Consider the following 22,953-nt stretch of genomic DNA (forward strand, 5'->3'; position numbering starts at 1 on the left):
GCTATTCCGCCGGTTGCAGCGCAGGCCGGACCGGGCGCGGATTGGCGCGCTTCCAAAGTTTCGCCAGACGGCTGGTGATGAGGCCATGTTCCTGCATCCAGTCGTAATAGGCACGGTATTTCGCGTCCTCACCCAGCAGATGCGCTTCTTCGGTGCGCGCGCGCCAGTAGTAGATGCCGCTCACCACGCACAGGAAGAAGGTGTTGCGAATCACATCCACCAGGCTGCCGCTGGTCACGAAGAAGGGCAGCACCGAACACCACCAGAACAGGTTCTTCGACAGATAGGCCGGATGCCGCGTGTAACGGTATGGCCCGTTGGTCAGCACACCGCGATAAGTGAGGTTGGAAAAGCGGATGCCAAAGGCAAACGTCGCCCAGGCATAGACTGCGGTCAGGAACACCAGCCAGCCCGCCCACAGCCACAGCAGCGCATCATGGCCCGCCAGCCAGTGCCCCCAATCGGCGGTGTTGTATTCATACTGGATGATGCCGCCGCCACCCATCAGGCCATAGACAAAGGGCGGATAGCACATCAGCGCCGCCAGCCAGCCGGCCAGAAAGGGGTTGCCGCTGCGGATATGCGCGTCGAGCGGGCGCAGGGTGAGCAAATATCCCACCGTGCCGATCTGCACATCGATCAGGAACAGCATTTCAAACAGGAATGTCGCCAGCCGCACCGGATCGCCCGCAAATTCGCCCGGATTGGCTTCCACCACCGCGGCAAAGCCGAAAGGCAGGATCGAGATCATGAAGGCCGAAAAGAAGCCCTTGATGCCCCAGCTTCGCCAGTGCTTCTTGACCTGCGCCAGATCCCATTCCTCGCGCCCCAACAGCATCGCGCCGAAATGCCAGACATGGTCGCGCGGGTTCACCATCACCCGGTCGAGCCAGAGGACATAGGGAACGCTCAGCACCACCATCGGGATCGCCGCCACGCCGATCACCTTCATGGCGAACAGATACTGTCCATCCCAATACCAGCGGCCCAGGCAATAGAAGGCACCGATCGCCGCCCATGTCACCCACAGAGCGGCGATCTTGGTGGCCGAAATGGGCAGGATGTCGGAAATGGGGCGCGGATTGTCCCAGTCGATGCCGGTGGAGGGGTTACGGTGCACCTTCTCCACCCCGACCGACCAGGCGGCCATGGCAAGGCCCGTGAGCGCCATCGCCAGCAGCGCGGCATAGGGGCCGGACAGGCGCTGCGCCGGTCCGGGCAGGCTGAATGCGGTGACGATTTCCGGCCATGCGCGGCAGATCAGGATGAAGGCAAGCAGCACCGCCAGCCCGACAAGGCCCACGCGCGCGGGCACATCGCTTTGCGGCAGATGCAACGGGGCTGCGGATGCAGGGGCGCTCATGCCCGCAGCCATAGGGCCGGAAGGTTAAAGCGGCGGTAACGCGCCGCTTTGCAGGCCCGCAATGGGCAGGATTTACCGCCAGGCGGTGATGCGGCCGCTGTCGTCGAGGATATACAGCGTGTTGTTCGCCACCACCGGCGGCAGCGAGACGCCGGCGCTCAGCGTGGTGAACAGACTGGCGGTGCCGGTCATCACGTCGACCGAGTGCACCTCGCCCCGGCTGCTGGCGATCCACAGGCGGTTGTCAGCCAGCACCGGCCCGGTCCAGAAGATCGGGTTCTCGCGCTTGTTCGGGTTGCGCCACCGCGCCATCTGCGTGATCCAGCGCACGCGGCCGGTGTTGCGGGCGATTGCCAGCAGGCGCGAATCATCGGTGAGCGTGAAGATCCACTCGCCCGCCAGTGCCGGGGTGGAAATGCCCGCCAGCGTCAGTTCCCAGATGCGCTGCCCGGTGACGAGTTCATAGGCAGCCATGCGGCCGCCCTGCCCCAGCGCGAAAACCTGCCCGTTCGAAATGATCGGATCGGCATCCACATCGGTCAGCGCGCCCACTTCGGTGCTGATCGAGGTGCGCGCCAGCGCGTCCGACCACAGCACGCGGCCATTTTCGTAGCGGTAGGTAACAAGTTCACCCGATGAATAGCCGGCGACGACCGACCCTTGCGCCGCCGCAGGTGCCGCCACGCCGAACACGCCCGACTGGCCCGATGCGGCGACATCCTGCCAGATCGGCTCGCCCGTGGTCATGTTGAGCGCGTGGATCTGGTTGTCCTGCGTCATCACGAACACCGAATTGAACGCGACAGTGGGCGAACCGCGCAGCGGTCCGGCGGGCTTGCGCCGCCAGATTTGCGCGCCCGTTTCGGCATTCAGCGCCACCACATCGCCTGTGCCGGTGGTGGCATAGACCACATTGCCGGCAACGCTTGCGCCGCCGCCAAAGGTGGCATCGCGCAGATCGCCGGACACCTGGATCGTATGGCTCCAGATGCGGGCACCCGTTGCCGCATCAAAGGCGTGGACAGTCCCGCTTGTATCCACCGCAAACAGCCGCCCGCCGGCGATGACCGGGGCGGCCGCCAGGCGACGGGTGTTGGTGGTGCCGGCAATCTGCGCGGTCCAGGCACGCTGCGGATTGGCGGAAAGCGTGACATGGCCCGATACCTTGGCCGCGTTGCGCCCGCCCTGCGCCCAGTCGGCATTGGTTTCCGCCGTGGGCAGGATCACCGCTACGCCCGCCAGATCGGGATGCGGAGAGATGTCGGAGGCAATGCGCGACAGAATCGGCGTGCGCGTGCCCGCTGTCGGGGTGACGCGTTCGTCATTGCCGCCCCCGCAGCCGGCCAGCACCAATGCTGCCAGCCCGGCAATCGCCAGATGCGGCACGCGCCGGGCAGCGGCGGCGATGGAACGGGCGGGAGCGACAGTCCTGGTCATGCAATCATCCTGCGTAAGCGGCCGCATCACTGGCCAGTGGCCGCGGCATTTTTATCCTGCGAAGCGACCGAATCCATCAGCTCACCCACATCCTCGATCGCGTCGAAGCCATAAAAGCCGGCAAGCTGGCGCGTGCGGGCGCGCAGCGAATCGGGCACGGTTTCATCCTGCGCAATCTGCACCAGCAGCGGCCCGGCCAGCTCCGGCTTGTTCTGCGCCAGATAGGCGTGCGCGACCATTTCACCCGCGCTTCCGAACCACGGCCCGCCGGGACGCGCCAAGGCCTGCAATTCGTCAATGATTGCCTGCGGCTGCATCTGGTCGAACCGGATCGAGACCTTGCGCACCAGGCTGGCATCGCGCATCGGCTGCGGCGCCTTTTCATTGGCGATAACCTGTTCGTAGAATGTCACCGCATCATCGAAACGCTCTTCCTGCATCGCAATGGCTGCGCGCATCATCAGCGCCGAGGCATAGGCGGCAGGACTGACATCACCGTCGATCAGCGCCAGTTCAGCATCGGCATCGTCAAGCTGCCCCGCTTCCAGCTTGTCCATCGCCAGCACCAGCATTTCCGACTGGCGTTCGAGTGCGGCTTCGGTGCGGGCATCCCACCAGAGGTATCCGCCAAAGGCGGCAAGGCCCAGCAGCAGGCCGATCCCCACAGGCCAGCCATATTTGCGCGCCGCGTTCGTAACCTCGTCGCTGCGGACAGCCTCGTCCACCTCGCGCATCAGCATCTGCTGGGCAAGGTCGGGGGCTTCTGCGGTCTTTCTGGGATCGTTGGGTGTTGTGGCCACGTTCGTCTGCAATGGAATGGTAAAGGGTCGTCGCGCTGTTAAGCGCTGGGGCGCGGCAATTCAATCTTTGTCTCGAACCTGTCCCCTGCGGACTGAACGGGCGATGAAGCGAGCCGGGTTCACCGCCCTGCGAAATCAGCCCGGACGGTTGCGTCCCATCAATCCCCAATACAGCGCGCGATAACGATCCATCATCGCCTTTTCGTCATATTCAGCGCGCGCCTTCTGGCGGTTGGCCGCACCAATGCGCTTGCAGTCGGCGGGGCTGTCGGCAAGCTCCCGCAGAATGTCGATCAGCAGGCCTTCCTCGCCTGGCGGGGAAAGGTAAGGACCGTTTTCGCTTGCCACCATTTCCCCGATATCGCCCACGCGCGGCGCCACCACCGGCAGGCCCGCCGCCATCGCCTCCACCACCGAGATGGGGAATTGTTCGGAATGCGAGGACAGCGCGAAAATGTCGAACAGGCCCACCAGCGTTTCCGGCTTGGCAACAAAGCCGGGCAGATGCACCCGGTCCTCCACCCCCAGCTCGGCCGACAGGCGCACCAGCGCCTCCCTCTCCGGCCCTTCGCCCGCGACCACCAGATGCCAATGCGGCGGCAGCTTGGCGATGGCGCGCACCAGCACGGGCAGGTTCTTCACCTCGCGAAGGCCCGCCAGCGAGCCGAGCCACATTTCCCCCGGCCGCTTGATCAGGCCGGGCAGCGCGTCCCGCCGGGGGGCAATGGCAAAGGCGCGCGTGTCGATCCCGTTGGAAATGCGCTGCACGCGCGTGCGCGGCTGCTTCCAGATGTCGAGCGCGATGCGCTCCAGCTTTTTCGACGGCACCACCAAAGCGGCAGACCGGCCCAGCGCAATGCGCCGATACCAGTTGCGCCGCGTTTTGAGGCGCGACGCCTCGTCCTCGTTAAAGCCATCCTCGTGATGCACCAGCGGGGGCAACTTGAAGACATCGGCAAACAGCGTGTGCGCCATCACCGCGTCGATCGCGCCCCAGTTGTAGGTGCAGATGAGGTCATACCCCGCCATCGCGGCGGCAATGTCCTTCAGCCGCCCAAAGGTGGGCCTTCCTTGCAGCGAAGGGAAACGCGGCCATGTCACCTTCACCTTGGGCGACAGCAGGCGCGCGGCGCCGCGCTTTTCCAGATCGCCCGATACGATTGCGTGCTCGGCATCCTTGCCCCACGCGTTGATCAGGCGCACGCAGCGCACTTCCTTGCCGCCAGCGTCAAAGGTGGAATGCAGATGCAGGATGCGCGGGGCGGGCTGCTTGCTCATGCGACGTTTTCCAGCAGGCGGGCGATGGCGGCGCGGGCCGCCGGTTCACCCAGAGTGGGGGCATGGCCGGTGCGCGGCACGGTCACCGTCTCCAGCCCCGCAATCTTGCGTTCCATCGCCTTCAGCGTCGATGCCGCCAGGATATCGGACAATTCACCGCGCACAACCAGCCGGGGCACCATGGGAAGGCTGCGGAAGGCGGGCCACAAGTCAACCTCCGGCGTGCTGCCTCCGGCAGCCTCTGCCGCCATGAAGGGTTCGGCAATGCGCATATCGTAATCCAGCACGATGCGCCCGCCATTGCCCAGCGTCATCAGCCGCTTGGCCTGCACCAGCCAGTCCCCGATCGTGTAGTCCGGGAAGGCCGCGCCGTTCAACTCCTTCAGATAACGCGCGGCGTGCATCCAGGTGGGGAAGCTGCGCCCCTGCCCCACATATTCGCGAATCCGCGCAAGGCCCGCAGGCTCGATCACCGGGCCGATATCGTTGATCACCATGCCCGCAATCCGATCAGGAAAGGCATTGGCCAGCATCACCGACACCAGCCCGCCCAGCGAGGTGCCGATCGTGATGACCCTTTCCAGCCTTGCCTGTTCCAGCAGAGCGGCGATATCCGCAACATAGGTAGCGGGTACATAGGTGGCCGTGTCGCGCGCGTAATCGCTGTCGCCGCGTCCACGAAAATCCACTGCGATCACGCGCCATTTGCCGGCAAAGGCTTCTGCCACCGGCTCGAAATCGCGGGCATTGCGGGTCAGGCCGGGCAGGCACAGGATCGGCGGGCGGGCCGCGCTGTCAGGGTCTGTGCAGGGATAATCGCGGTAATGCAGGGACAGGCCATCGGCGCTTTGCCAGGTGCCATCCTGCCATTGCTGATTCATCATGCCGCCAACCCTTGCACCCTGTTTGCGCCGCTCGCGGACTGGTCGCCACCTTGCGTCCCGCCCCTTGCGTGGCCACTAATGGCAGATGTCCACCGAACCGCAACCCGCCCCATATCGCCCTGACCCGGCAATTTCCGCAATTTCCGAATGGATTGGCGACGGGGTTGATGCCGCGCCCTTTCCCGATCACGCGCTGCGCTTTCGCAATACCCGCTGGGACAAGGCGGTGGGCCTTGATTCGCTGGGCGAGGAGGAATGGATCGCGCATTTCGGGCAATTCGCGCCCCTGCCGGACAACCTGCCCCGCCCGCTGGCGCTGCGCTATCACGGCCACCAGTTCCGCGTGTACAACCCGCAGATCGGGGACGGGCGCGGCTTCCTGTTCGCCCAATTGCGCGCTGCGGATGGCCGCCTGCTCGACCTCGGCACCAAGGGCAGCGGCACCACCCCCTACAGCCGGCAGGGCGACGGGCGGCTGACGCTGAAAGGTGCGGTGCGCGAAATATTGGCGACCGAGATGCTGGAGGCGCTGGGCGTCTATACCTCCAAGACCTTCAGCGTGGTCGAAACGGGCGAAAGCCTGTGGCGCGGGGACGAGCCTTCGCCCACCCGCTCCGCCGTGCTGACGCGCCTGTCACATTCGCATATCCGCATCGGCACATTCCAGCGCCTCGCCGCGCTGGAGGAAAAGGCGCATCTGGCGGCGCTCGTGGATTACTGCCTTGCCCATTATCCCGGCCCCCCGCCCCCCGCCGACGCGCCGGGGCGCGATGAACCGGCAGCGGTGTTGATGCATCAGGCGGTGGAGCGGATGGCGGATCTGGCCGCCAGCTACATGGTGGCAGGATTTGTCCACGGCGTGCTCAACACCGACAATTGCAATATTACCGGCGAAAGCTTCGATTACGGCCCCTGGCGCTTCTTGCCGCGCTGGGACCCGACCTTTACCGCCGCCTATTTCGACGAGAACGGCCTCTACGCCTTTGGCCGGCAGCCCGAAGCGATCCGCTGGAACCTCGCCCAGCTCGCCATTTCCTTGCGCCAATTGGTGGAGGCCGAACCGCTGATCGCCGCGCTCGACCGATTCGGGCCGTGCTACACGCAGGCGATGATGCGCCGCTTCTGTTGGCGGCTGGGCATTGCGCCGCGCGGGGTTGAGGCGGACGGCGCGCTGATCGAGGCGGCGGAGGTGACCATGCGCGAGCAGCAGCTCAGCCCCTTTGCGTTTTTTCACCGCCACCGTTCTGGCCGGAACGCGGCAGGCAGGCTGGCCGAGGCGCTGGTTGGGCATGCTCTAGCAGGAGAGGACCATCCGCACTGGGACCAGCCCGAAGCTGAAAGCCTTTTGATCGAGGAGGTGGAGGCGATCTGGGCCGCCATTGCCGAGCATGACGATTGGCAGCCGCTCCACGCCAAGGTGGCCGCGATCCGGCAATTGGGCGCAGCATTGGGCGATGCACCCGCGCCATCCGGCCATTTACCTATCACACCCTGCGCGTAAGCTGTGCTTTAACCCCCGTCTGCCATGGCTTGACCCAGCCGACCGGCGTGCCTTGTTGCATTTGCAACCAGCCATGGAATTTTGCGCCGCAGCCGCTTATGGAAGTCCGACGCATCAACAGAAAAAGGCTCCGCTCTCTTGGCCGTGCACGAACTGGTATCCTACGAACCCGCAACCGGCCTGGAATTGTGGCGGGGGCCGCATGGCGATGTGGACGAGATCGTGGCCCGCGCACGCCGCGCCTGGCCGCAATGGGCCGCGCTGCCGCTCGCCAACCGGATTGAGCTGGTGCGCCGCTTTGCCAATGAAGTGCGCAAGGAACAGGAAGCCTTCGCCACGCTGATCGCACGCGAAACGGGCAAGCCCCTGTGGGAAGCGCGCACCGAAGTGGAATCGGTGATCGCCAAGGTCGAAATCTCGATCCGCGCCTATGGCGAACGCACCGGGCAGAAACGGCTCGACAGCGGTCTGCAAGGCAGCGCCGCAGTGCGGCACAAGCCGCACGGCGTGATGGCAGTGCTTGGCCCCTACAACTTCCCCGCACACCTGCCCAATGGGCACATCGTGCCCGCGCTGATAGCGGGCAATGCGGTAATCCTGAAGCCATCCGAAAAAACGCCCGCGGTGGGCGAGATGCTGCTCAGCCTGTTTGCCCGCGCCGGGATTCCGGCCGATCTGGTGCAGGTGCTGATCGGGGGGCCGGACGAAGGAAAGGCGCTGGTCGCGCATGACGGGATTGACGGCGTGCTGTTCACCGGCAGCGCGCAGGTGGGCATTGCCATCAACCGCAAGCTCGCCACCGATCCGCGCAAGATCGTGGCGCTGGAAATGGGCGGCAACAATGCGCTGGTCGCCTGGGACACGCCCAAGATTCACGACGCCGCCGCGCTGATCGTGCAAAGCGCCTTCACCACCGCCGGCCAACGCTGCACCGCGGCGCGGCGGCTGATCGTGAAATCCAGCCTGTATGACGATGTCGTGGGCGAGGTGAAACGGCTTGCCGACCGCATCATCGTGGGCGCGCCGTTCGACGATCCGCAGCCTTTCATGGGCCCGGTTATCGACAACGCCACCGCCGACCAACTGACCGAGAGCTTCCTCTATTTCCTCTCACACGGGGGCAAGCCCATCAGCCACATCCGCCGCCCTGACGAAAACCTGCCGTTTCTCACCCCCGGCATCATCGATGTCACCGCGCTGCCCCAGCGGCCCGATGTGGAGCTGTTTGGCCCGCTCTTGCAGGTCATCCGCGTGGACGATTTCGACCAGGCCATTGCCGAGGCGAACACCACGCGTTTCGGCCTGTCGGCCTCGCTGGTTGGCGGCACGCCCGAACAATACAACCGCTTCTGGGCCAATGTGCGCGCTGGCATCATCAACTGGAACCGGCCCACCAATGGGGCGAGTTCGGCCGCACCCTTTGGCGGGGTGGGCTTTTCGGGCAATCACCGCCCGGCGGCCTATTATGCGGCGGATTACTGCGCCTATCCCGTGGCCAGCACCGAGATGGAGCAGCCGCGCGCCAGCGTGGGCGTGGGTTTTCGCAGCTAGCCGCCCCTCTCAACCTCCCCCTTCAGCCGCCGGTCGTTACCAGATCGACCGAGATATGTCCGCCGGCCACAGGCCGGGCAAACACCATGAAGCTGGAATTGCCGCGCGTGCCGCCCAACACATCGTCGCCATCCTGCACGATGCGCTGCACGCTGAACCCTTCGGCGATGGCGCGCGAATAGTAGAAATCCATCACATCGGTGAGCGTGACCGGCGTGGTGAAATTGACCACGCGCAGGCGGCAAGTGCCCTCGTCCGTGCCCGCCGCCTCGTGCACTGCGCCGCGCGGATAGACGGGGAAAGCGGCCGGCAGGCGCGCGGCCCATCCCGCGCTGAACTGCGCCAGCGCCGCGCAATCGCGGTTCGCCCCGCCCGGCACAGCGGCAGCGCGAGCGGCCACTGACAGCGCAGCTTCAGCGGGCAAAGTGCCCTCCACGCGTTCCGCCGCAGGGGCACGACGCAGCGCCGTAGTGCCGCCCAGCAGCGCAATCGCCTCGTCCCGCGCAGCGCGCGCGGCATCGGGCCCGCTGTCGGGCAAGGGCAGGCTGCCATCCATTGCGGGAAAACTGATGGCCTGATTCGCACCGTTCAGCGCCACCATGTCGGGATCGACCAGAATATGATCGGCCAGCGCGCCTTCCATCAGCGGGTCGGAATGGTCGGGCGGCGTGCTGGCGGCGCCTTCCTCGCTCTGGCCGCACCCTGCCAGAGCCAGCAGGGCCAGCGGCAGGGCGGCCAACAGGAAGAGATGCGGCTTGGTCATTCAGACCGCATAGCGCGAAATTGCCAATGGCTGTTTAACGCGCCCGCTTCTTGCAGCCCCGCCGCGCAAGGCCTACCGCGCGATCTGCATATGGCACGCGCACCGATCACCCCGCAGATCACGCCCGCAAGGGGTCTTGCCTATGCGCTGGGCGCGCATGTCGCCTGGGGGTCGATGCCGCTCTATTTGCTGCTGGTGCAGACCGTGCCCGCGCTGGAGTTTGTTGCATGGCGGCTGGTCTTCACCCTTCCGCTGTGCCTGCTGATCCTGGCGGCGCGATCGGGATTTGCCGAACTGTCGGGCGTGCTGCGCGACAGGCGCACCATGGCGACGCTGCTCGGCACATCGGCGCTGATCGCCATCAACTGGTATCTCTATGTCGAGGCGATCCAGACGGGCCATGTCTATGCCGCCAGCCTTGGCTATTACATCCTGCCTCTGGTAATGATGCTGCTGGGCATGGCGTTTCTGGGCGAGAGGCTGACGCGGCTGCAATGGGCGGCGGTGGCGCTGGCGGGCGTGGGCGTCGCGGCGCTGGCGGCAGGCGCGTTGACGACGCTGTGGCTCAGCCTGTCGATGGCGATCACCTTTGGTCTCTATGGGCTGCTGCGCAAGACGGTGAAGGCGGGGCCGCTGGCGGGATTGACGGTGGAATCGCTCATCCTCATGCCGCCCGCGCTGGCGCTGGCGGGATGGTATGCCGCAAGCCCTGCTGGCCCGGCGCTGGCACAAGGGTGGCAAGTGGCGTTGGCTGTAGCCTTTAGCGGGCCGATGACCGCGATCCCGCTGCTGATGTTCGCCGCCGCCACGCGCGCCCTGCCCTATACCGTGATCGGCTTCCTGCAATTCCTCTCGCCCACGGTGGTGTTCCTGATGGGCCTGTTCGTGTTTGGCGAGGCATTGAAGCCCGCGCAGCTTGCCTGTTTCATCGCGATCTGGGTCGCGGCGGGGCTGTTCACCGTGGGGATGCTGAAAAAGCCGAAAGACCTGCCTGCCCCGCAGGTTTAGCCGACAAACCGCCAGCGCAGCGTTTCGCCCGCGTGGAAGGGCACCAGCTCCGCCGCACCCACATCGAGGCTGGCGGGAACTTCGCACTCCACGCGCTCCAGCGTCACCGTCTCCTCGTTTTCGGGCAGGCCGTAGAAGGCGGGGCCAAAGCGGCTGGCAAAATCCTCGAACCGGTCCAGCGCGCCCTCGTCCTCGAACACGGTGAGATAGCTTTCGAGCGCATAGGGCGAGTTGTAAATCCCCGCGCAGCCGCAAGCGCTTTCCTTCGCCCCGCGCGCATGCGGCGCGCTGTCGGTGCCGAGGAAGAACTTGGGATTGCCGCTGGTCGCCGCCTTGCGCAGCGCCAGGCGGTGCGTCTCGCGCTTGGCCACGGGCAGGCAATACATATGCGGGCGAATGCCGCCCACCAGCATCGCGTTGCGGTTGATATGGAGGTGCTGCGGCGTGATCGTGGCGGCCACATTATCGCCCGCGCTTTCCACGAACTGCACCGCCTCGGCCGTGGTGATATGTTCGAAGATCACGCGCAGATGCGGGATGCGCTTCAGCAGCGGCTCCAGGATCTGCTCGATGAACACAGCCTCCCGGTCGAACACATCGACATGCGCATGCGTCACCTCGCCATGGATGCACAGCGGCATCCCGGCATCGGCCATGGCTTCGAGCACGCGGTCGATCTTGCGGATATCGGTCACGCCGCTGTCCGAATTGGTCGTCGCGCCTGCCGGATAGAGCTTGGCCGCGGTGAACACGCCCTCGGCATGGCCCCGGACCAGTTCCGCCGGATCGGAATTGTCGGTGAGATAGGCCGTCATCAGCGGGGTGAAGCTCATGCCTTCGGGCACTGCCGCCAGGATCCGCTCCCGATAGGCCGCGCCTGCCGCCACATTTGTCACCGGCGGGGTGAGGTTGGGCATCACGATGGCGCGGGCAAACTGGCGCGCGGTGTGGCCCACCACGCCGGCCAGCATCGCGCCATCGCGCAGGTGAACATGCCAATCATCAGGGCGGCGGATCGTCAGAGTCGAGGTCATCCCTTCCCCTTAGCCAAGCCCCGCCCTATCTGTCACGCATGACCGGAAACCGCCTGTTTTCGCGCGCCGTGCTGCGCCTGTCCCCGCTGGATGAAAGCGAAGATGCGCGCGCTTTCCTGCAAGGTCTGGTGACGAACGATGTGGCTGGCTCCCTGCCCGTCTATGCCGCGCTGCTTTCCGCGCAGGGCAAGCACATGTTCGATTTCCTGGTGTGGGGCGATGGAGCCGACCTGTTGATCGATTGCGAAGCCGCGCTGGCCGATGATCTGGTCAAACGCCTCTCGCTCTACCGCCTGCGCCGCAAGATCGGCATCGCGCGCGACGTTGGGTTGGGCGTGTTCTGGAGCGCTGATGGCAGTATGGGCACACCCGATCCGCGCCTGCCTGCTCTCGGCCAGCGCTGGATCGCGCCTGCCAGTCCCGATGATGCGCCTGCCGACGCCGATTGGCTGGCGCACCGCCTGTCGCTGGGCGTGCCCGAAGGCCGCGCCGAACTGGGCGACCTGCTCTGGCTGGAAACCAATGCGGCGGATCTGAACGGCGTCAGCTTTACCAAGGGCTGTTACATCGGCCAGGAGAACACCGCGCGGATGAACTGGCGGCAGAAGGTGAACCGGCGGCTGCTGGTGGTGCCCTTGGATCAGAGCGATCCGGAGCGGCATAAGGCGGTCTATCCCGAACTGGGCTTGGCCGTGGATCACCGCCGCGTGGCCGATATTCCGGCAGAGCTTGCACCAGAGTGGATGAGCCTTGGCGCAAGCGAGGATTGACCGCCTAGCCGCGCATTTCGCCTGATTGCTTGAGCGCGGCGACGATCATCTCTGCCGCCTTGTCGCGCGCGGTATTGCGCTGCACCTTGAACGAGGCCGACAGCATATCGCCCAGCAACGCATCGCCCAGCGCCATCAACACCAGAGTATAGGCCGCCTCGTGCATCAGCCGGTTGGCGCCCGGCTGCAATTCGGACGGATGCAATTCATCGACCAGTTGGTGGATCGTCTCGACGATGGGATCCAGCGCATCCTCATTCCCCGACAGCAGCATCCAGCTGGCCAGCGCGCCGCCGCCTTCGCGGCCAAAGGCATCGAAGGCAAGGTCGATTGCCTGCCGCGGCGTGCCGGTGCCGCCGCGCGTGGCGCGCACCGCATCGCTGATTGCGTCGCACACCGTGCCCGCAATCTGCGCCGCCAGCGCCTTTTGCAGGCCTGCCGCGCTGCCGAAATGGTGCAGCAGATTGGCATGCGTGCGGTCAATTCGCGCGGCAACGGCTTTCAGCGTGACTGCCTGCGGCCCCGCTTCCACCAGCAGATCGCGTGCGGCGGCAAGCGCAGCGGCGCGGCTTTCCTCAGGCGAGAGGCGCTTCCTTATTGACATTGATGTCAGTTAAATCCATATCGCGTGCATCAGCAGCAGACCTAGGGGTTGTGCCCATGCCCGGCAAGTCACCCGCAGATTTGGCCCTCACCGTGCGCGACCGGCGCTTTGGCCGGGAACAGAAGTTGCCGCACCACTGGCTGGGGGGCGATCCGGTGGCGAGTGCGTGGTTCACCGCGCTGTCGGCCAGCTTCCCACGCGGCGAGGCGATGTTCATCGCCGCAGTCAAGGCGCACCGCGACGGCACTGATCCGGCGCTGGCTGCGCAGATTCGTGATTTCATCCGGCAGGAAGTCAATCACAGCCGCGAGCATCTCGCCTTCAACCGTGCGGCAGAGGATGCGGGCTATGACCTTGCCTCGATCGACGCGCGCGTGGCTGCGCTGGTGGCGATGACAGAGGACAAGCCGCCCATCATCCGGCTCGCGATTACCGCGGCTTTAGAACACTTTACCGCGATCTTTTCACACCAGTTCCTCACCCGACCTGAACATTTCGGCCATGCGGATGGCGATCTGGCGGAATTGTGGCGCTGGCACGCGGTAGAGGAGATCGAGCACAAGGCGGTCGCCTTTGACACGCTGCTGCACGCCACGCGCGATTGGACGCCGCGGCGCCGCTGGCTGCTGCGCGCGGCGGTGATGGCCGATGTGTCGCGCCGATTCCTGCGCAACCGCTGGATCGACGCGCTGGAATTGTTGGCGCAGGACGGGATCACCGGCTGGCGCGCAAGCTGGCGTTTGTTTGCCTATCTGTGGCTGAAGCCGGGAATCCTGACGCGCGTCGTGCCCGCATGGGCCGGCTGGTTTGCGCCAGGTTTCCACCCGTGGCAGATCGACGACCGGCATCTGATTGCCGGCTATCAGGCGGGCTTGCACTCCCCGCCCGATACGCCCGCCTCTCCCGCTTCGGCCTGAATGGCGAGGTCGAGCGCATAGCGCCGCGACAGCACCAATTGCCCGCCCCGGCCCAGCGCGTGGGTGGGGCGCAGCTCGCCGGTTTCGGCAAAGCCCGCTTTCACCAACACCGCGCCGCTGGCCGGGTTGTCGATATAGTGACCTGCCGCCACCCGGCGCACGCCCAGCATCCGCGCAATATCGAGCACGCCGCGCAGCGCTTCGGTGGCATATCCCTTGCCCCGGTGGCCGCGCGCGATCCAGTAACCGATTTCGGGCACTTCCGCCGCGCCGTTCAGCCCGATCCCGCCGATCACCGTTGCCCCGTCAACGCCGGGCTTCGTGATGAGGAAGCGCAGTTCGAGCGGATCGGGCGACGCGCTGCAAAACGCCTTGGCGTCGCTTTCGGTATAGGGCCAGGGCGCGCGGGCCAGCATCCGCACCACGCCGGCGTCGTTGATGCCCGAATACAGGGCGCGCCAATCCTCCGGGAATGGCGGCCGCAGGAACAACCTTTGCGTGCGATGGAACACGGTACTTCTCCCTCGTCGCGCCCCCGCCGCGCGCATAGGCGCGGCGGATGACGAACATGTTGCGAAGGAGAACGAAAAAAGGAGACGGGTCAGCCCCATCTCCTTCGACTTTTCGGACTTTGCTTGTCCGAAGGGGCCACCCGGTGGATGACCCCTTTATCGGATCACCCGGTTATTCGGCTGCTTCGGCCTGCATGTCCACGGACACGTACTGGCGACCCAGCTTGCCCATGTGAAAACGCACGCGCCCGCCGGTGAGCGCAAACAGGGTGTGGTCCTTGCCGATGCCCACATTGGCACCCGGATAGAACTTGGTCCCGCGCTGACGCACGATAATGTTGCCGCCGACCACTTCCTGGCCGCCGAACTTCTTCACGCCGAGGCGACGGCCAGCCGAATCGCGACCGTTGCGCGACGAACCGCCAGCTTTCTTATGTGCCATCTCGTCTTACTCCGTCTCTACCGGCCGGGGCCGGGATAAATCTTATTCAGCGGCCTTCTTGGCAGCGGCCTTCTTGGGCGCAGCCTTCGAAGCGGGGGCCTTCTTGGCGGCAGGTGCCGCATCCGCAGCAGGCGCTGCTTCGGCTTCGACCTTCTTCGGCGCAGCCTTCTTCGCTTCGCCCACGCCCACGATGCGCAGCAGCGTCATCTGCTGGCGGTGGCCGTTGCGGCGGCGATAGTTGTGGCGGCGACGCTTCTTGAAGACGATCACCTTCTCGCTCTTCGCCTGGGCGATGATCTCGGCCGAGACCGTCACCTTGGATGCATCCGCCAGATCGGCGCCTTCGCCGGCCAGCAGCACATCACCCAGCACGATCGTGTCGCCGGCTTCGCCAGCCAGCTTTTCAACCGCGATCTTGTCTCCTTCGGCAACGCGATATTGCTTGCCGCCTGTGCGCACGACTGCGAACATGGTGTCCAACTTCCGTTTCTAATCGCTGTCCTTGAGGCGGACGAGAACCCGCTGCAATGACAAAAAAGGCGCCCACAAGGGCACCGCCAAGTGGGGCGCCGATACGGCAGAGCGGTGCGCCTGTCAACACGGGGGGCGCATTTTCGCGCGGCACGGCGCGTAATTCGCCTGCGCCCAGTCCATGCTGGAAACCGCGCCGCCGCCCGTCTAAGGCATGCGCAATGATGCACCGCCATGACAAGCTGATTACGGCCAGCGCCGCGCTGTTCCTGCTGCTGGGCGGCTGCGCGCGCAGCGAAGGCTATCCCAGCCTCTCCATCCGCGATTCGGAGCGGGTGACAGGCGTCATCGACGCGGCTGCCGCCGCCTTCACGCCAGCCCCGGCGACGCCCGCCACGCTGGCACAGCTCGATACGCTGGCCGCCAGCGCCCGCGCCGCGCACCAGCGTTTCCTTGCCGCGCAGCCCACGACGGAAAGGCTCGTGGCGGGCGCACGGGGCAGCGCCGCAGGCACCGAAGGATGGGCGCGCGCGCAGGTCGCCATCGCCAATCTCGAATCGCTGCGCAGCGACACGATGATCGCGCTGGCCGATATCGACCGGCTGCATGTCGATGCCCACACCGGAGGCGGGGACATTGCCGAAACGGGCGCCGCGCTGGCCGAAATCAATACATTGGTGGATCAGCAAGACGCGGTGATCGCGGCACTGCTCGGCCAATTGGGCGGCTAGAACCACCTCGCAAACGCAAAACGCGAGGCCGCCCCTGATGTCGACCCCCAAGCCGCAAACGCAAAACGCGGGGCCGACCTTGAGGTCGACCCCCAAGCCGCAAACGCAAAACGCGGGGCCGACCTTGAGGTCGACCCCGCGCGCATACGGAGCAAATGGCAGCGCTTTCCCTTTTCGCGTGTGAAAGGGTTTAGCGCACCAGGGCGGCAATGGTCACAACCGCCAGACCCCAGACGACGATCAGTGCCGGGAGGATCAGAACCTGCACTGTTGCCGCGCCTGCGGTGTTGTGCCCCGTAAGGGCGGTAATGCCATCGCGCTGGAAACGAGCCCAGCTCATGGCCTTTTTGGGAGCATCGGGGGCCATCTTCGTCCACACCGTGGGAAGGCCGAACCCGGCAATGATGAAGAAGGCAAAGATCGCCATCGGAATGATCAGTTCCGCATGGGCAAAGGCCAGCGCCGTAGTGGCAAGGAAGGTGAGATAACACCCGACCATTGCGACATAGAGGCCGCGCGGCAGTTCGAATGTGCGGTCCACGACATGCGGCGCACGCAGCGCGGGCGGCTCGGCATGGATATCGGCATGGGCGGCAATGGCGGCAAGGTTGTGCTTCTGGGCCATGATGGCGATCCTTCCTGTGTGACAGGTGAAGGATTGCCGCGAATCGCACCGCTACGCCTTGATTTGCGTCAAACCGCGATGGCGGTTTCACTCACCCCCAGCGGGCGATATCAGCGTGATCCTGTTCGCGCGGTTCGATCCAGTGCCATTGTCCGCCGCGCCTCTCGCGCTTCCAGAACCAGCTGTCCGATTTGAGGTGATCCATCGTGAAATCCACCGCATCAATCGCGCCGCGCCGGTGGCGGGCGGCGGCGGATACCAGCACGATCGGCTCGCCCACGCGCATCACGCCGGTACGGTGGATGATGAGGATGCCCATCAGGTCAAACCGGGCCAGCGCCTCATCCGCCAGCGCCTCCATACCGGGCAGCGTCATGGGCGGGTAATGCAGCAGTTCGAGCGCTTCGACGCCCGCATCCTGCCCCTCGCCGCCGCGCACTTCGCCCACAAAGGTGCACACACCGCCAAGGCCGGGATGGGCATTGGTGAAAGGGCCGACGAACTGGCCGGGATTGAACGGCTCGGCCAACAGGCGAACATCGCGGGCCATCGGATCAGCCGCCGCTGACGGGCGGTAGCAGCGCCACCTCGTCCCCCTCACCCGCGCTGAGCGCCGACTTGTCGGCCAGCAATGCGCCGTTGACGGCAATGCGCGTGCGTTCGCTGCGCACCGCCTCTCCCAGCGGGCCCGGCACTGCGTCAAGCAGACCCTGCCAGTCGAGCGGCGCAGGCAAATCCCGCTCAGCCACTCCGGCCAGGTCGGCCAGCTTGCCCAGGAACACGATGCGCACGCTCATGCCCTTCAGCCCCCTGTCACCGACATATGGCGCGGCTGGGCCGGGCCAACGCCTTCGGCAATGCGGAAATGGTGGCGTTCAGGCTTGATCCGCATCGCCTCGTCCAGCGCATCGGCCAGACGCGCATCGGGATCATCGGAGCGCAGCGCGGCGCGCAGATCGACCATCTCGGCCCCGCCAAGGCAGGCGAAAAGCTGGCCTGTGGCGGTCACACGGATGCGGTTGCATCCGGCGCAGAAATTGTTGGTCAGCGGCGTGATGAAGCCCAGCCGCCCGCCGGTTTCGCGCACGGTAACATAACGCGACGGGCCACCGGTGCGAAAATCGCTGTCTTCCAGCGTGAAGCGCGCCTCCAGCGCATCGCGCACCGCGGTGAGCGGCAGGTAATGATCCACCCGCTCGCCATCCACCTTGCCCAGCGGCATGACCTCGATCAGCGTGATGTCGTGCCCTTGCGCGTGCGCCCATTCGACGAGGTATGGTATCTCCTCCTCGTTCAGGCCTTTCAGCGCCACGGTGTTGATCTTGACCTTGAGGCCCGCTTCCTTGGCCGCCGCAATGCCTTGCAGCACCTGCACCAGCCGGTCGCGCCGCGAAAGCTGCTGGAACAGCGCGCCGTCCATCGTATCGAGGCTGACATTGATGCGGCGCACGCCCGCCGCCGCAATCGCCTCGGCATGGTCGGCCAATTGCGTGCCATTGGTGGTAAGTGTCAGCTCCTCCAGCCCGTCCCCCAGCTTGCGCCCCAGCGCGGCGATCAAGTCCACCACATCGCGCCGCACCAGCGGTTCGCCGCCGGTCAGGCGGATCTTGGTAATCCCCCGGTCGATCATGGCGAGCGCGAGCTTGTGCAGCTCCTCCAGGCTCAGCACGTCCTTCTTGGGCAGGAACTGCATCGCTTCGGGCATGCAGTAGGTGCAGCGCAGATCGCACCGGTCGGTCACCGACAGGCGAAGATAGGAAATGCGGCGGTTGAACGCGTCGACAAGGGGTTTGGCGCAGCTCATATCGGACTCATTTAGTCCGATTTTGCCGGATTGCCATCCCGTCCGTTGATTTCGTCCAGCATGAACACCTGCCCCGTCACGCCCGGCGCATCGGCCAGATAGGCCAGCACCGCGTCGATATCCGGTTCGTGCGTGCCAACAATGGCGTTGAATCGGCGCTGCGGCGCGGCAGCGCGGGCCATGTCCTGCACGGCGGCTTCGCGCCAGCCGCTGTGATCGGGCGGCGCGGGCGGAAAGATCACCACCATATCGCCGCCTTCGGGAAGCGCTTCCGTCGCTTTCCGCAATTCGTCAGCGACATGGGTGTGAAACGCGCCCGCCGCCTCCAGCGCCGCATCGGGCAGGCGCGAAATGCGCAGCACGCTCTGCGCCATCAGCGCCGTTCCCGCACCAGCGTAATGCCGATCTGCTCGTCCGCCTCAGAGAGCGCCAGCTTGACGATCTTGACGCTGACCTGTTCCACACGGCTATCCTGCAAAAACAGCGTTTCGGCAACGTGATCGGCCACTGCCTCGATCAGCTTGTAATGCGTATCGCCCAGCCCTTCGGAACAGGCGAATTTCAGATCCATGTAATTCTTGGACGCATCGAGCGGGGTTTCGGGATCGTAGCGATCCTCGACCTTCAGCTTCACCTGCACGGTGAACTTCAGCGGCTGCGGCTGGCCGGTTTCTTCGGAATAGATGCCCGTGTGCACATCGTGCACGAAATCGGCGAGTTCAAGGATGAGGCTGTCTGCCATGGGCGCGCCCTTGGCAAAGGCGCGCCCGCTTGGCAAGCGCGATCAGTCCCGCTTTATTGACAAAGTCCGGCGGCGCGTTCAGCTATCCCGCGCAAACCGCCCCGGCAACGCGGCAGGGCGGCGGGCTGCGGGGCCTGTGGCGCGGCATCCGTGTCCTGTCCCGCACCGCCCATGCCCATCATCGCTTCCATGCCAGGAATCATCATTGCCATGGAACGGAACCGCACGCGGGCAACCCATTCGGGCCGCCACGAGGACGGCGCATTTTGCGGGCGCGGCGGGTAGGAGAAATCCGCCTGCGGGCCATAGGCATAAAGGCTGGTCATCATCCCCTCTGCCGCCTGTTCGCGCACTTGCCGCGGGATGACGCATTCGGTGGTGCCGGGTGCCAGCAATTGCCCCGCCTCGACATAGCGGCGCGCGGCGGCCGGGCTGATCCAGTCGGCAAACGGCCCGCCAAAGGCCTGCGTTGTGGAACTGGTCCACCACACCATGTCCCGATTGTTCCGGCCCGCACCGATCGCCCAGGCGTAATATCCGGTGGCCTTGTCCAGATGGTTCCAGCGCATTCGCACCGCCCCGCCCGGCAATTCTGCGCCTGTGGGATTGAGCGCGGGCATGAAATCCTCTGCCAGATTGAAGGCGATATCGGGCGTGTAATTGCCCGCCACGCGGTGCGCGCCCAGCAGCGAGGATTGCGCGGTCAGCCGCCGGTCGGCCCGCTCATTCGGCCATTCGCCGTAAGTGGTGCTGTTGCTTGGCATCACCTGCCAATCGTCGGGCAGGTTCAGCCCTTGGGCATAGAGGCCGGGCGGCACTTCGCCGCGCGCCAGCCGCGCAAAGTCGATAATCACCGGCTGGCCCGGCCCGGCATTCTCCCCGCAGCCCCAGAACAGCAGCAACCGCCCGCGCGGCAATTCGGTCTGGCCAATCTGGCCCGGCTCTCCCGCTTCCCGAACAGCAGGGCGCGGAGTGACCAGCGGCACCGAGGGGCCAAGCCGGGCATTTTCGGGCATGAAGTGGTCGGCGGCCGGCGATCCGTTGGCGGGCGCGCGCACAGTTCCCAGCCGCAACACCAGTTCGTGCGCCACCTGATCGCCGCCGCGCATCATGTTCATGACCGCACCCATGCCGCCGCCGCCCTGGCTCATCGCCGCCATGCCTGACAGCGTGCCCGCATCCATGGTGTAGCGAGCTACCGTTTGCGTATTGGTCTGCGACAGGACCGGCGCGAGGCCGAGTGTAGCCGCACCGGCGGCAAGGCCGGCCAGCATCAGGACGCGAAAGCGTGTGCGCATCGTTGTTCCCCCCAAACGCGCAGGGAACCGCCGACTCCACCAGCAGGCAGGCCCTGCAAGAGGTGCCAGCATATGCCTGTCGCGAGCCGCCGCAAAGCGCGAATTGCGCGCGGACTGAGTCGCGCTAGTCGCGGCGCCAGCGGGCGAAAATGGCGGTGGGCAGCAACCGGCCATCCGCGCCCTCCTCGCGCACTGCCAGATCGCCGTGCTCCACCGTTCCGGGCAGATCGCGCAGCACCTCGGCCAGCAGGCCGCCGATGGCGAGGCTGCTCATCCGCACCGCGTAAACCGTCAGGAACAGGAACCGGCTGTCGCCATCGAGCAACCGGGCGCAGTCGGCAACCAGACCGGGCAGATGCTCCTCCAGCCGCCACACCTCGCCTTCGGGCCCGCGCCCGAATTTGGGCGGGTCGAGGATGATCCCGTCATAACGCTTGCCGCGCCGCACTTCGCGCGCGGTGAACTTCGCCGCATCGTCCACCAGCCAGCGGATCGGGCGATCCGCCATGCCCGCCAATTGCGCATTCGCACGCGCCTGCGCGACCGATTTCTTGCTGGCATCGACATGTGTCACCGGGCCATGGCGGCTGAGCGCCTGCGTGCCCACGCCGGTATAGCCAAACAGGTTGAGCGTGGCGGCATCGCTGCGCCCGGCCAGTTGTTCGCGCATCCAGTCCCATACCGGGGCCATATCGGGGAAGAAGCCCAGATGGCGAAACGGCGTGCATTGCGCGGTGAACTTCGCCTCGTTCCAGCCGAGCGGCCAGCCGTCTTTCGGCACCTTTCCGCTGAATTGCCAGCGCCCGCCGCCATCCTCGTCGCTGCCAGGCACGAATTCGCCATGCGCCTGCCAATCGGCCAGACGCGGCGTCCACATCGCCTGCGGTTCGGGCCGGATGAAGCGATAGGAGCCATAGCGTTCCAGCTTGCGCCCATGGCCGCTGTCGACCAGGCCGTAATCGGCCCACGGCGCGCCTTCCATCACCAGCGGTTGCAGCGCCAGGTTCGCCATTACTGGCTCGGCGTCGCGTGGCTTTCCACAAAGGCACGCACCACATCATAATCGCCCGGCAATTCGGTGTAGCTTTCGGCGCGTTCGAACAGATCGCCCATGCGTGCCGGCAGTGCGGGGCGCTGGCCGGTGGCGCGTTCCACCGCGTCGCGGAACTTGGCCGGATGCGCGGTCGCCAGTGTGACCACCGGCACTGCCGGGTCGATGCCCGCATGGCGCGCGGCGTGGAGACCGATCGCGGTATGCGGATCGATGATCTCGCCGCAATTGTTCTTGGCCCAAGCCATAGCGCGGGTCATCTCGTCCCCGTCACAGCGGGCCGAGGTAAACAGCGCCGCCGCCTTTTCCCGTTGCGCATTGGTCAGTTGCATAGCCTTGGTCGTTTCGAACACGCGCATCTGTTCAGCCATCGCCACGCCGTCGCGCCCGCCGCAATCGAACAGCAGCCGCTCAAAATTGCTGGAGACCTGAATGTCCATGCTGGGCGCCGCCGTGGGCGTCACCGTTCCGGCCGAATAATCGCCGGTGGACAGCGCGCGGTGCAGAATGTCGTTGATATTGGTCGCCACGATCAGCTTCTCGACCGGCAGGCCCATCTGCGCCGCGACATAGCCGGCAAAAACATCGCCGAAATTGCCCGTCGGCACGCTGAAGGCTACTTTCCGATCCGGCCCGCCCAGTTGCAGCGCCGCGGCAAAATAATACACCACCTGCGCCATCAGCCGCGCCCAGTTGATCGAATTGACCGCGGTGATGCGGTAGCGCGTATTCACCTCGGCATCGTTGAACATGCGCTTCACCATCGCCTGCGCATCGTCAAAACTGCCGTCGATCGCGATGTTGTAGACATTGGGCGCGCGCACCGTGGTCATCTGGCGGCGCTGCACATCGGACACGCGGCCATTGGGGTGGAGCATGAAGATATCCACCCGTTCGCGCCCGGCCACCGCGTCGATCGCCGCGCTGCCGGTGTCGCCGCTGGTCGCGCCCACGATGGTGAGATGCGCGTCGGTCTTGGCCAGGAAATGCTCGAACAACCGGCCGAGCAATTGCAGCGCCACATCCTTGAAGGCGAGCGTCGGGCCGTGAAACAGTTCGAGCAGCCAATGCTGTTCGTCAAACTGCTTGAGCGGAGTGACCGCGGCATGAGCGAAGCGGCCATAGGCCTCTTGGGCCAGCGCGCGCAGTTCGTCTTCGGTCAGGCTGGGCTGCACGAAGGGCAGCATCACCCGCACCGCCAATTCGGCATAGGGAAGCCCGCGCATCGCCCGGATTTCGTCTGCCGAAAAGCGTGGCCATTCGCGCGGCACATACAGCCCGCCATCGCTGGCAAGGCCCGCCATTGTAACCCCGGCGAAATCGAGTGCGGGCGCAGCGCCCCTGGTCGAGATATATTCCATAGCCCC

Annotated in this window: 26 protein-coding genes; 6 read left to right on the top strand and 20 right to left on the bottom strand. The window is 65.6% G+C overall.

The window, feature by feature from the left end:
• Nucleotide 1: 1 nt before the first annotated feature.
• From WFP39_RS05200 to WFP39_RS05220, 5 genes are all read right to left on the bottom strand, one after another.
• Nucleotides 2–1,363 carry a methyltransferase family protein gene (locus WFP39_RS05200; RefSeq protein WP_336918120.1) on the bottom strand — a complete coding sequence of 454 codons (1,362 nt, stop codon included), beginning with the start codon at nucleotides 1,361–1,363 and terminating at the stop codon, nucleotides 2–4.
• 72 nt (nucleotides 1,364–1,435) lie between these two features.
• The gene (locus tag WFP39_RS05205) at nucleotides 1,436–2,800 is read right to left on the bottom strand and encodes an outer membrane protein assembly factor BamB family protein (protein WP_336918121.1); all 1,365 of its coding nucleotides are present in this window, start codon (nucleotides 2,798–2,800) and stop codon (nucleotides 1,436–1,438) included.
• A 26-nt stretch (nucleotides 2,801–2,826) separates the two neighbouring features.
• On the bottom strand, nucleotides 2,827–3,600 hold the full coding sequence (locus WFP39_RS05210) for a tetratricopeptide repeat protein (protein WP_336918122.1): 774 nt from the start codon (nucleotides 3,598–3,600) through the stop codon (nucleotides 2,827–2,829).
• Nucleotides 3,601–3,735: 135 nt separating this feature from the next.
• Nucleotides 3,736–4,878 (bottom strand): glycosyltransferase, encoded by a 1,143-nt coding sequence (locus WFP39_RS05215; protein WP_336918123.1) that lies wholly within the window; start codon nucleotides 4,876–4,878, stop codon nucleotides 3,736–3,738.
• Nucleotides 4,875–5,762, bottom strand: coding sequence for an alpha/beta fold hydrolase (locus tag WFP39_RS05220; protein WP_336918124.1), 888 nt, complete (start codon nucleotides 5,760–5,762; stop codon nucleotides 4,875–4,877). Before WFP39_RS05220 ends, WFP39_RS05215 begins: the two co-directional genes overlap by 4 nt.
• An 85-nt stretch (nucleotides 5,763–5,847) precedes the next feature.
• Between WFP39_RS05220 and WFP39_RS05225 the strand changes: the two genes are divergently transcribed.
• Together WFP39_RS05225 and astD are read left to right on the top strand one after the other, a co-directional pair.
• Entirely contained in the window at nucleotides 5,848–7,263 is a 1,416-nt protein-coding gene (locus WFP39_RS05225; protein WP_336918126.1) for a protein adenylyltransferase SelO family protein, read from the top strand.
• Nucleotides 7,264–7,401: 138 nt separating this feature from the next.
• A complete protein-coding gene (gene astD, locus WFP39_RS05230) occupies nucleotides 7,402–8,814 on the top strand; it encodes a succinylglutamate-semialdehyde dehydrogenase (RefSeq protein WP_336918127.1) in 1,413 nt (470 codons plus the stop codon).
• Between the two features lie 22 nt (nucleotides 8,815–8,836).
• Here astD and WFP39_RS05235 read toward each other — a convergent pair whose 3' ends face one another.
• Complete coding sequence (locus WFP39_RS05235; RefSeq protein ID WP_336918128.1) at nucleotides 8,837–9,577, bottom strand: hypothetical protein; 741 nt, start codon at nucleotides 9,575–9,577, stop codon at nucleotides 8,837–8,839.
• A gap of 90 nt (nucleotides 9,578–9,667) precedes the next feature.
• On the opposite strand from WFP39_RS05235, the gene rarD reads away from it, so the two are divergent.
• Complete coding sequence (gene rarD, locus WFP39_RS05240) at nucleotides 9,668–10,585, top strand: EamA family transporter RarD (RefSeq protein ID WP_336918130.1); 918 nt, start codon at nucleotides 9,668–9,670, stop codon at nucleotides 10,583–10,585.
• Here the strand turns inward: rarD and pyrC are convergent.
• Nucleotides 10,582–11,619, bottom strand: coding sequence for a dihydroorotase (pyrC, locus tag WFP39_RS05245; protein WP_336918131.1), 1,038 nt, complete (start codon nucleotides 11,617–11,619; stop codon nucleotides 10,582–10,584). The genes rarD and pyrC overlap by 4 nt on opposite strands.
• Nucleotides 11,620–11,657: 38 nt before the next feature.
• Here pyrC and ygfZ point away from each other — a divergent pair, with 38 nt between their 5' ends.
• Nucleotides 11,658–12,389: a CAF17-like 4Fe-4S cluster assembly/insertion protein YgfZ gene (gene ygfZ / locus WFP39_RS05250; RefSeq protein WP_336918132.1), complete on the top strand. Its 732-nt coding sequence runs from the start codon at nucleotides 11,658–11,660 to the stop codon at nucleotides 12,387–12,389.
• A gap of 4 nt (nucleotides 12,390–12,393) precedes the next feature.
• On the opposite strand, the gene WFP39_RS05255 is transcribed toward ygfZ, so the two are convergent.
• Nucleotides 12,394–12,993, bottom strand: a complete 600-nt coding sequence (locus tag WFP39_RS05255) for a TetR family transcriptional regulator (RefSeq protein ID WP_336918134.1) — start codon at nucleotides 12,991–12,993, stop codon at nucleotides 12,394–12,396.
• Between the two features lie 56 nt (nucleotides 12,994–13,049).
• Here WFP39_RS05255 and WFP39_RS05260 point away from each other — a divergent pair, with 56 nt between their 5' ends.
• Entirely contained in the window at nucleotides 13,050–13,910 is an 861-nt protein-coding gene (locus WFP39_RS05260; RefSeq protein WP_336918135.1) for a metal-dependent hydrolase, read from the top strand.
• Here WFP39_RS05260 and WFP39_RS05265 read toward each other — a convergent pair.
• The 3 genes from WFP39_RS05265 to rplU all read right to left on the bottom strand — a co-directional run bounded on the left by WFP39_RS05265 (nucleotide 13,856) and on the right by rplU (nucleotide 15,335).
• Nucleotides 13,856–14,422: a GNAT family N-acetyltransferase gene (locus tag WFP39_RS05265; protein WP_336918136.1), complete on the bottom strand. Its 567-nt coding sequence runs from the start codon at nucleotides 14,420–14,422 to the stop codon at nucleotides 13,856–13,858. The two genes, WFP39_RS05260 and WFP39_RS05265, sit on opposite strands and share 55 nt — an antisense overlap.
• A gap of 172 nt (nucleotides 14,423–14,594) precedes the next feature.
• On the bottom strand, nucleotides 14,595–14,864 hold the full coding sequence (gene rpmA / locus WFP39_RS05270; protein ID WP_336918137.1) for a 50S ribosomal protein L27: 270 nt from the start codon (nucleotides 14,862–14,864) through the stop codon (nucleotides 14,595–14,597).
• Between the two features lie 42 nt (nucleotides 14,865–14,906).
• Nucleotides 14,907–15,335 (bottom strand): 50S ribosomal protein L21, encoded by a 429-nt coding sequence (gene rplU, locus WFP39_RS05275; RefSeq protein WP_336918139.1) that lies wholly within the window; start codon nucleotides 15,333–15,335, stop codon nucleotides 14,907–14,909.
• 221 nt (nucleotides 15,336–15,556) lie between these two features.
• Here rplU and WFP39_RS05280 point away from each other — a divergent pair, with 221 nt between their 5' ends.
• A complete protein-coding gene (locus WFP39_RS05280) occupies nucleotides 15,557–16,066 on the top strand; it encodes a hypothetical protein (RefSeq protein ID WP_336918140.1) in 510 nt (169 codons plus the stop codon).
• A 190-nt stretch (nucleotides 16,067–16,256) separates the two neighbouring features.
• Here the strand turns inward: WFP39_RS05280 and WFP39_RS05285 are convergent, their stop codons facing one another.
• The 9 genes from WFP39_RS05285 to thrC form a co-directional block, all read right to left on the bottom strand.
• Nucleotides 16,257–16,691 (bottom strand): hypothetical protein, encoded by a 435-nt coding sequence (locus WFP39_RS05285; RefSeq protein ID WP_336918142.1) that lies wholly within the window; start codon nucleotides 16,689–16,691, stop codon nucleotides 16,257–16,259.
• Between the two features lie 91 nt (nucleotides 16,692–16,782).
• The gene (locus WFP39_RS05290) at nucleotides 16,783–17,241 is read right to left on the bottom strand and encodes a molybdenum cofactor biosynthesis protein MoaE (protein ID WP_336918143.1); all 459 of its coding nucleotides are present in this window, start codon (nucleotides 17,239–17,241) and stop codon (nucleotides 16,783–16,785) included.
• A gap of 4 nt (nucleotides 17,242–17,245) precedes the next feature.
• Nucleotides 17,246–17,488 carry a MoaD/ThiS family protein gene (locus WFP39_RS05295; protein ID WP_336918145.1) on the bottom strand — a complete coding sequence of 81 codons (243 nt, stop codon included), beginning with the start codon at nucleotides 17,486–17,488 and terminating at the stop codon, nucleotides 17,246–17,248.
• Nucleotides 17,489–17,493: 5 nt separating this feature from the next.
• Entirely contained in the window at nucleotides 17,494–18,495 is a 1,002-nt protein-coding gene (gene moaA / locus WFP39_RS05300; RefSeq protein ID WP_336918146.1) for a GTP 3',8-cyclase MoaA, read from the bottom strand.
• An 11-nt stretch (nucleotides 18,496–18,506) separates the two neighbouring features.
• Nucleotides 18,507–18,869 carry a Rossmann fold domain-containing protein gene (locus WFP39_RS05305; protein WP_336918147.1) on the bottom strand — a complete coding sequence of 121 codons (363 nt, stop codon included), beginning with the start codon at nucleotides 18,867–18,869 and terminating at the stop codon, nucleotides 18,507–18,509.
• Entirely contained in the window at nucleotides 18,869–19,237 is a 369-nt protein-coding gene (locus tag WFP39_RS05310; protein WP_336918149.1) for a dihydroneopterin aldolase, read from the bottom strand. The genes WFP39_RS05305 and WFP39_RS05310 overlap by 1 nt, the downstream gene beginning before the upstream one ends.
• 53 nt (nucleotides 19,238–19,290) lie before the next feature.
• Complete coding sequence (locus tag WFP39_RS05315; protein WP_336918150.1) at nucleotides 19,291–20,535, bottom strand: hypothetical protein; 1,245 nt, start codon at nucleotides 20,533–20,535, stop codon at nucleotides 19,291–19,293.
• Between the two features lie 124 nt (nucleotides 20,536–20,659).
• Nucleotides 20,660–21,547: a class I SAM-dependent methyltransferase gene (locus WFP39_RS05320; RefSeq protein ID WP_336918152.1), complete on the bottom strand. Its 888-nt coding sequence runs from the start codon at nucleotides 21,545–21,547 to the stop codon at nucleotides 20,660–20,662.
• Nucleotides 21,547–22,947, bottom strand: coding sequence for a threonine synthase (thrC, locus tag WFP39_RS05325; RefSeq protein WP_336918154.1), 1,401 nt, complete (start codon nucleotides 22,945–22,947; stop codon nucleotides 21,547–21,549). The genes WFP39_RS05320 and thrC overlap by 1 nt, the downstream gene beginning before the upstream one ends.
• Nucleotides 22,948–22,953 lie beyond the last annotated feature (6 nt).

Origin of the sequence: Alteraurantiacibacter lauratis (assembly GCF_037154155.1) — a bacterium.
GTDB lineage: Bacteria > Pseudomonadota > Alphaproteobacteria > Sphingomonadales > Sphingomonadaceae > Alteraurantiacibacter > Alteraurantiacibacter lauratis.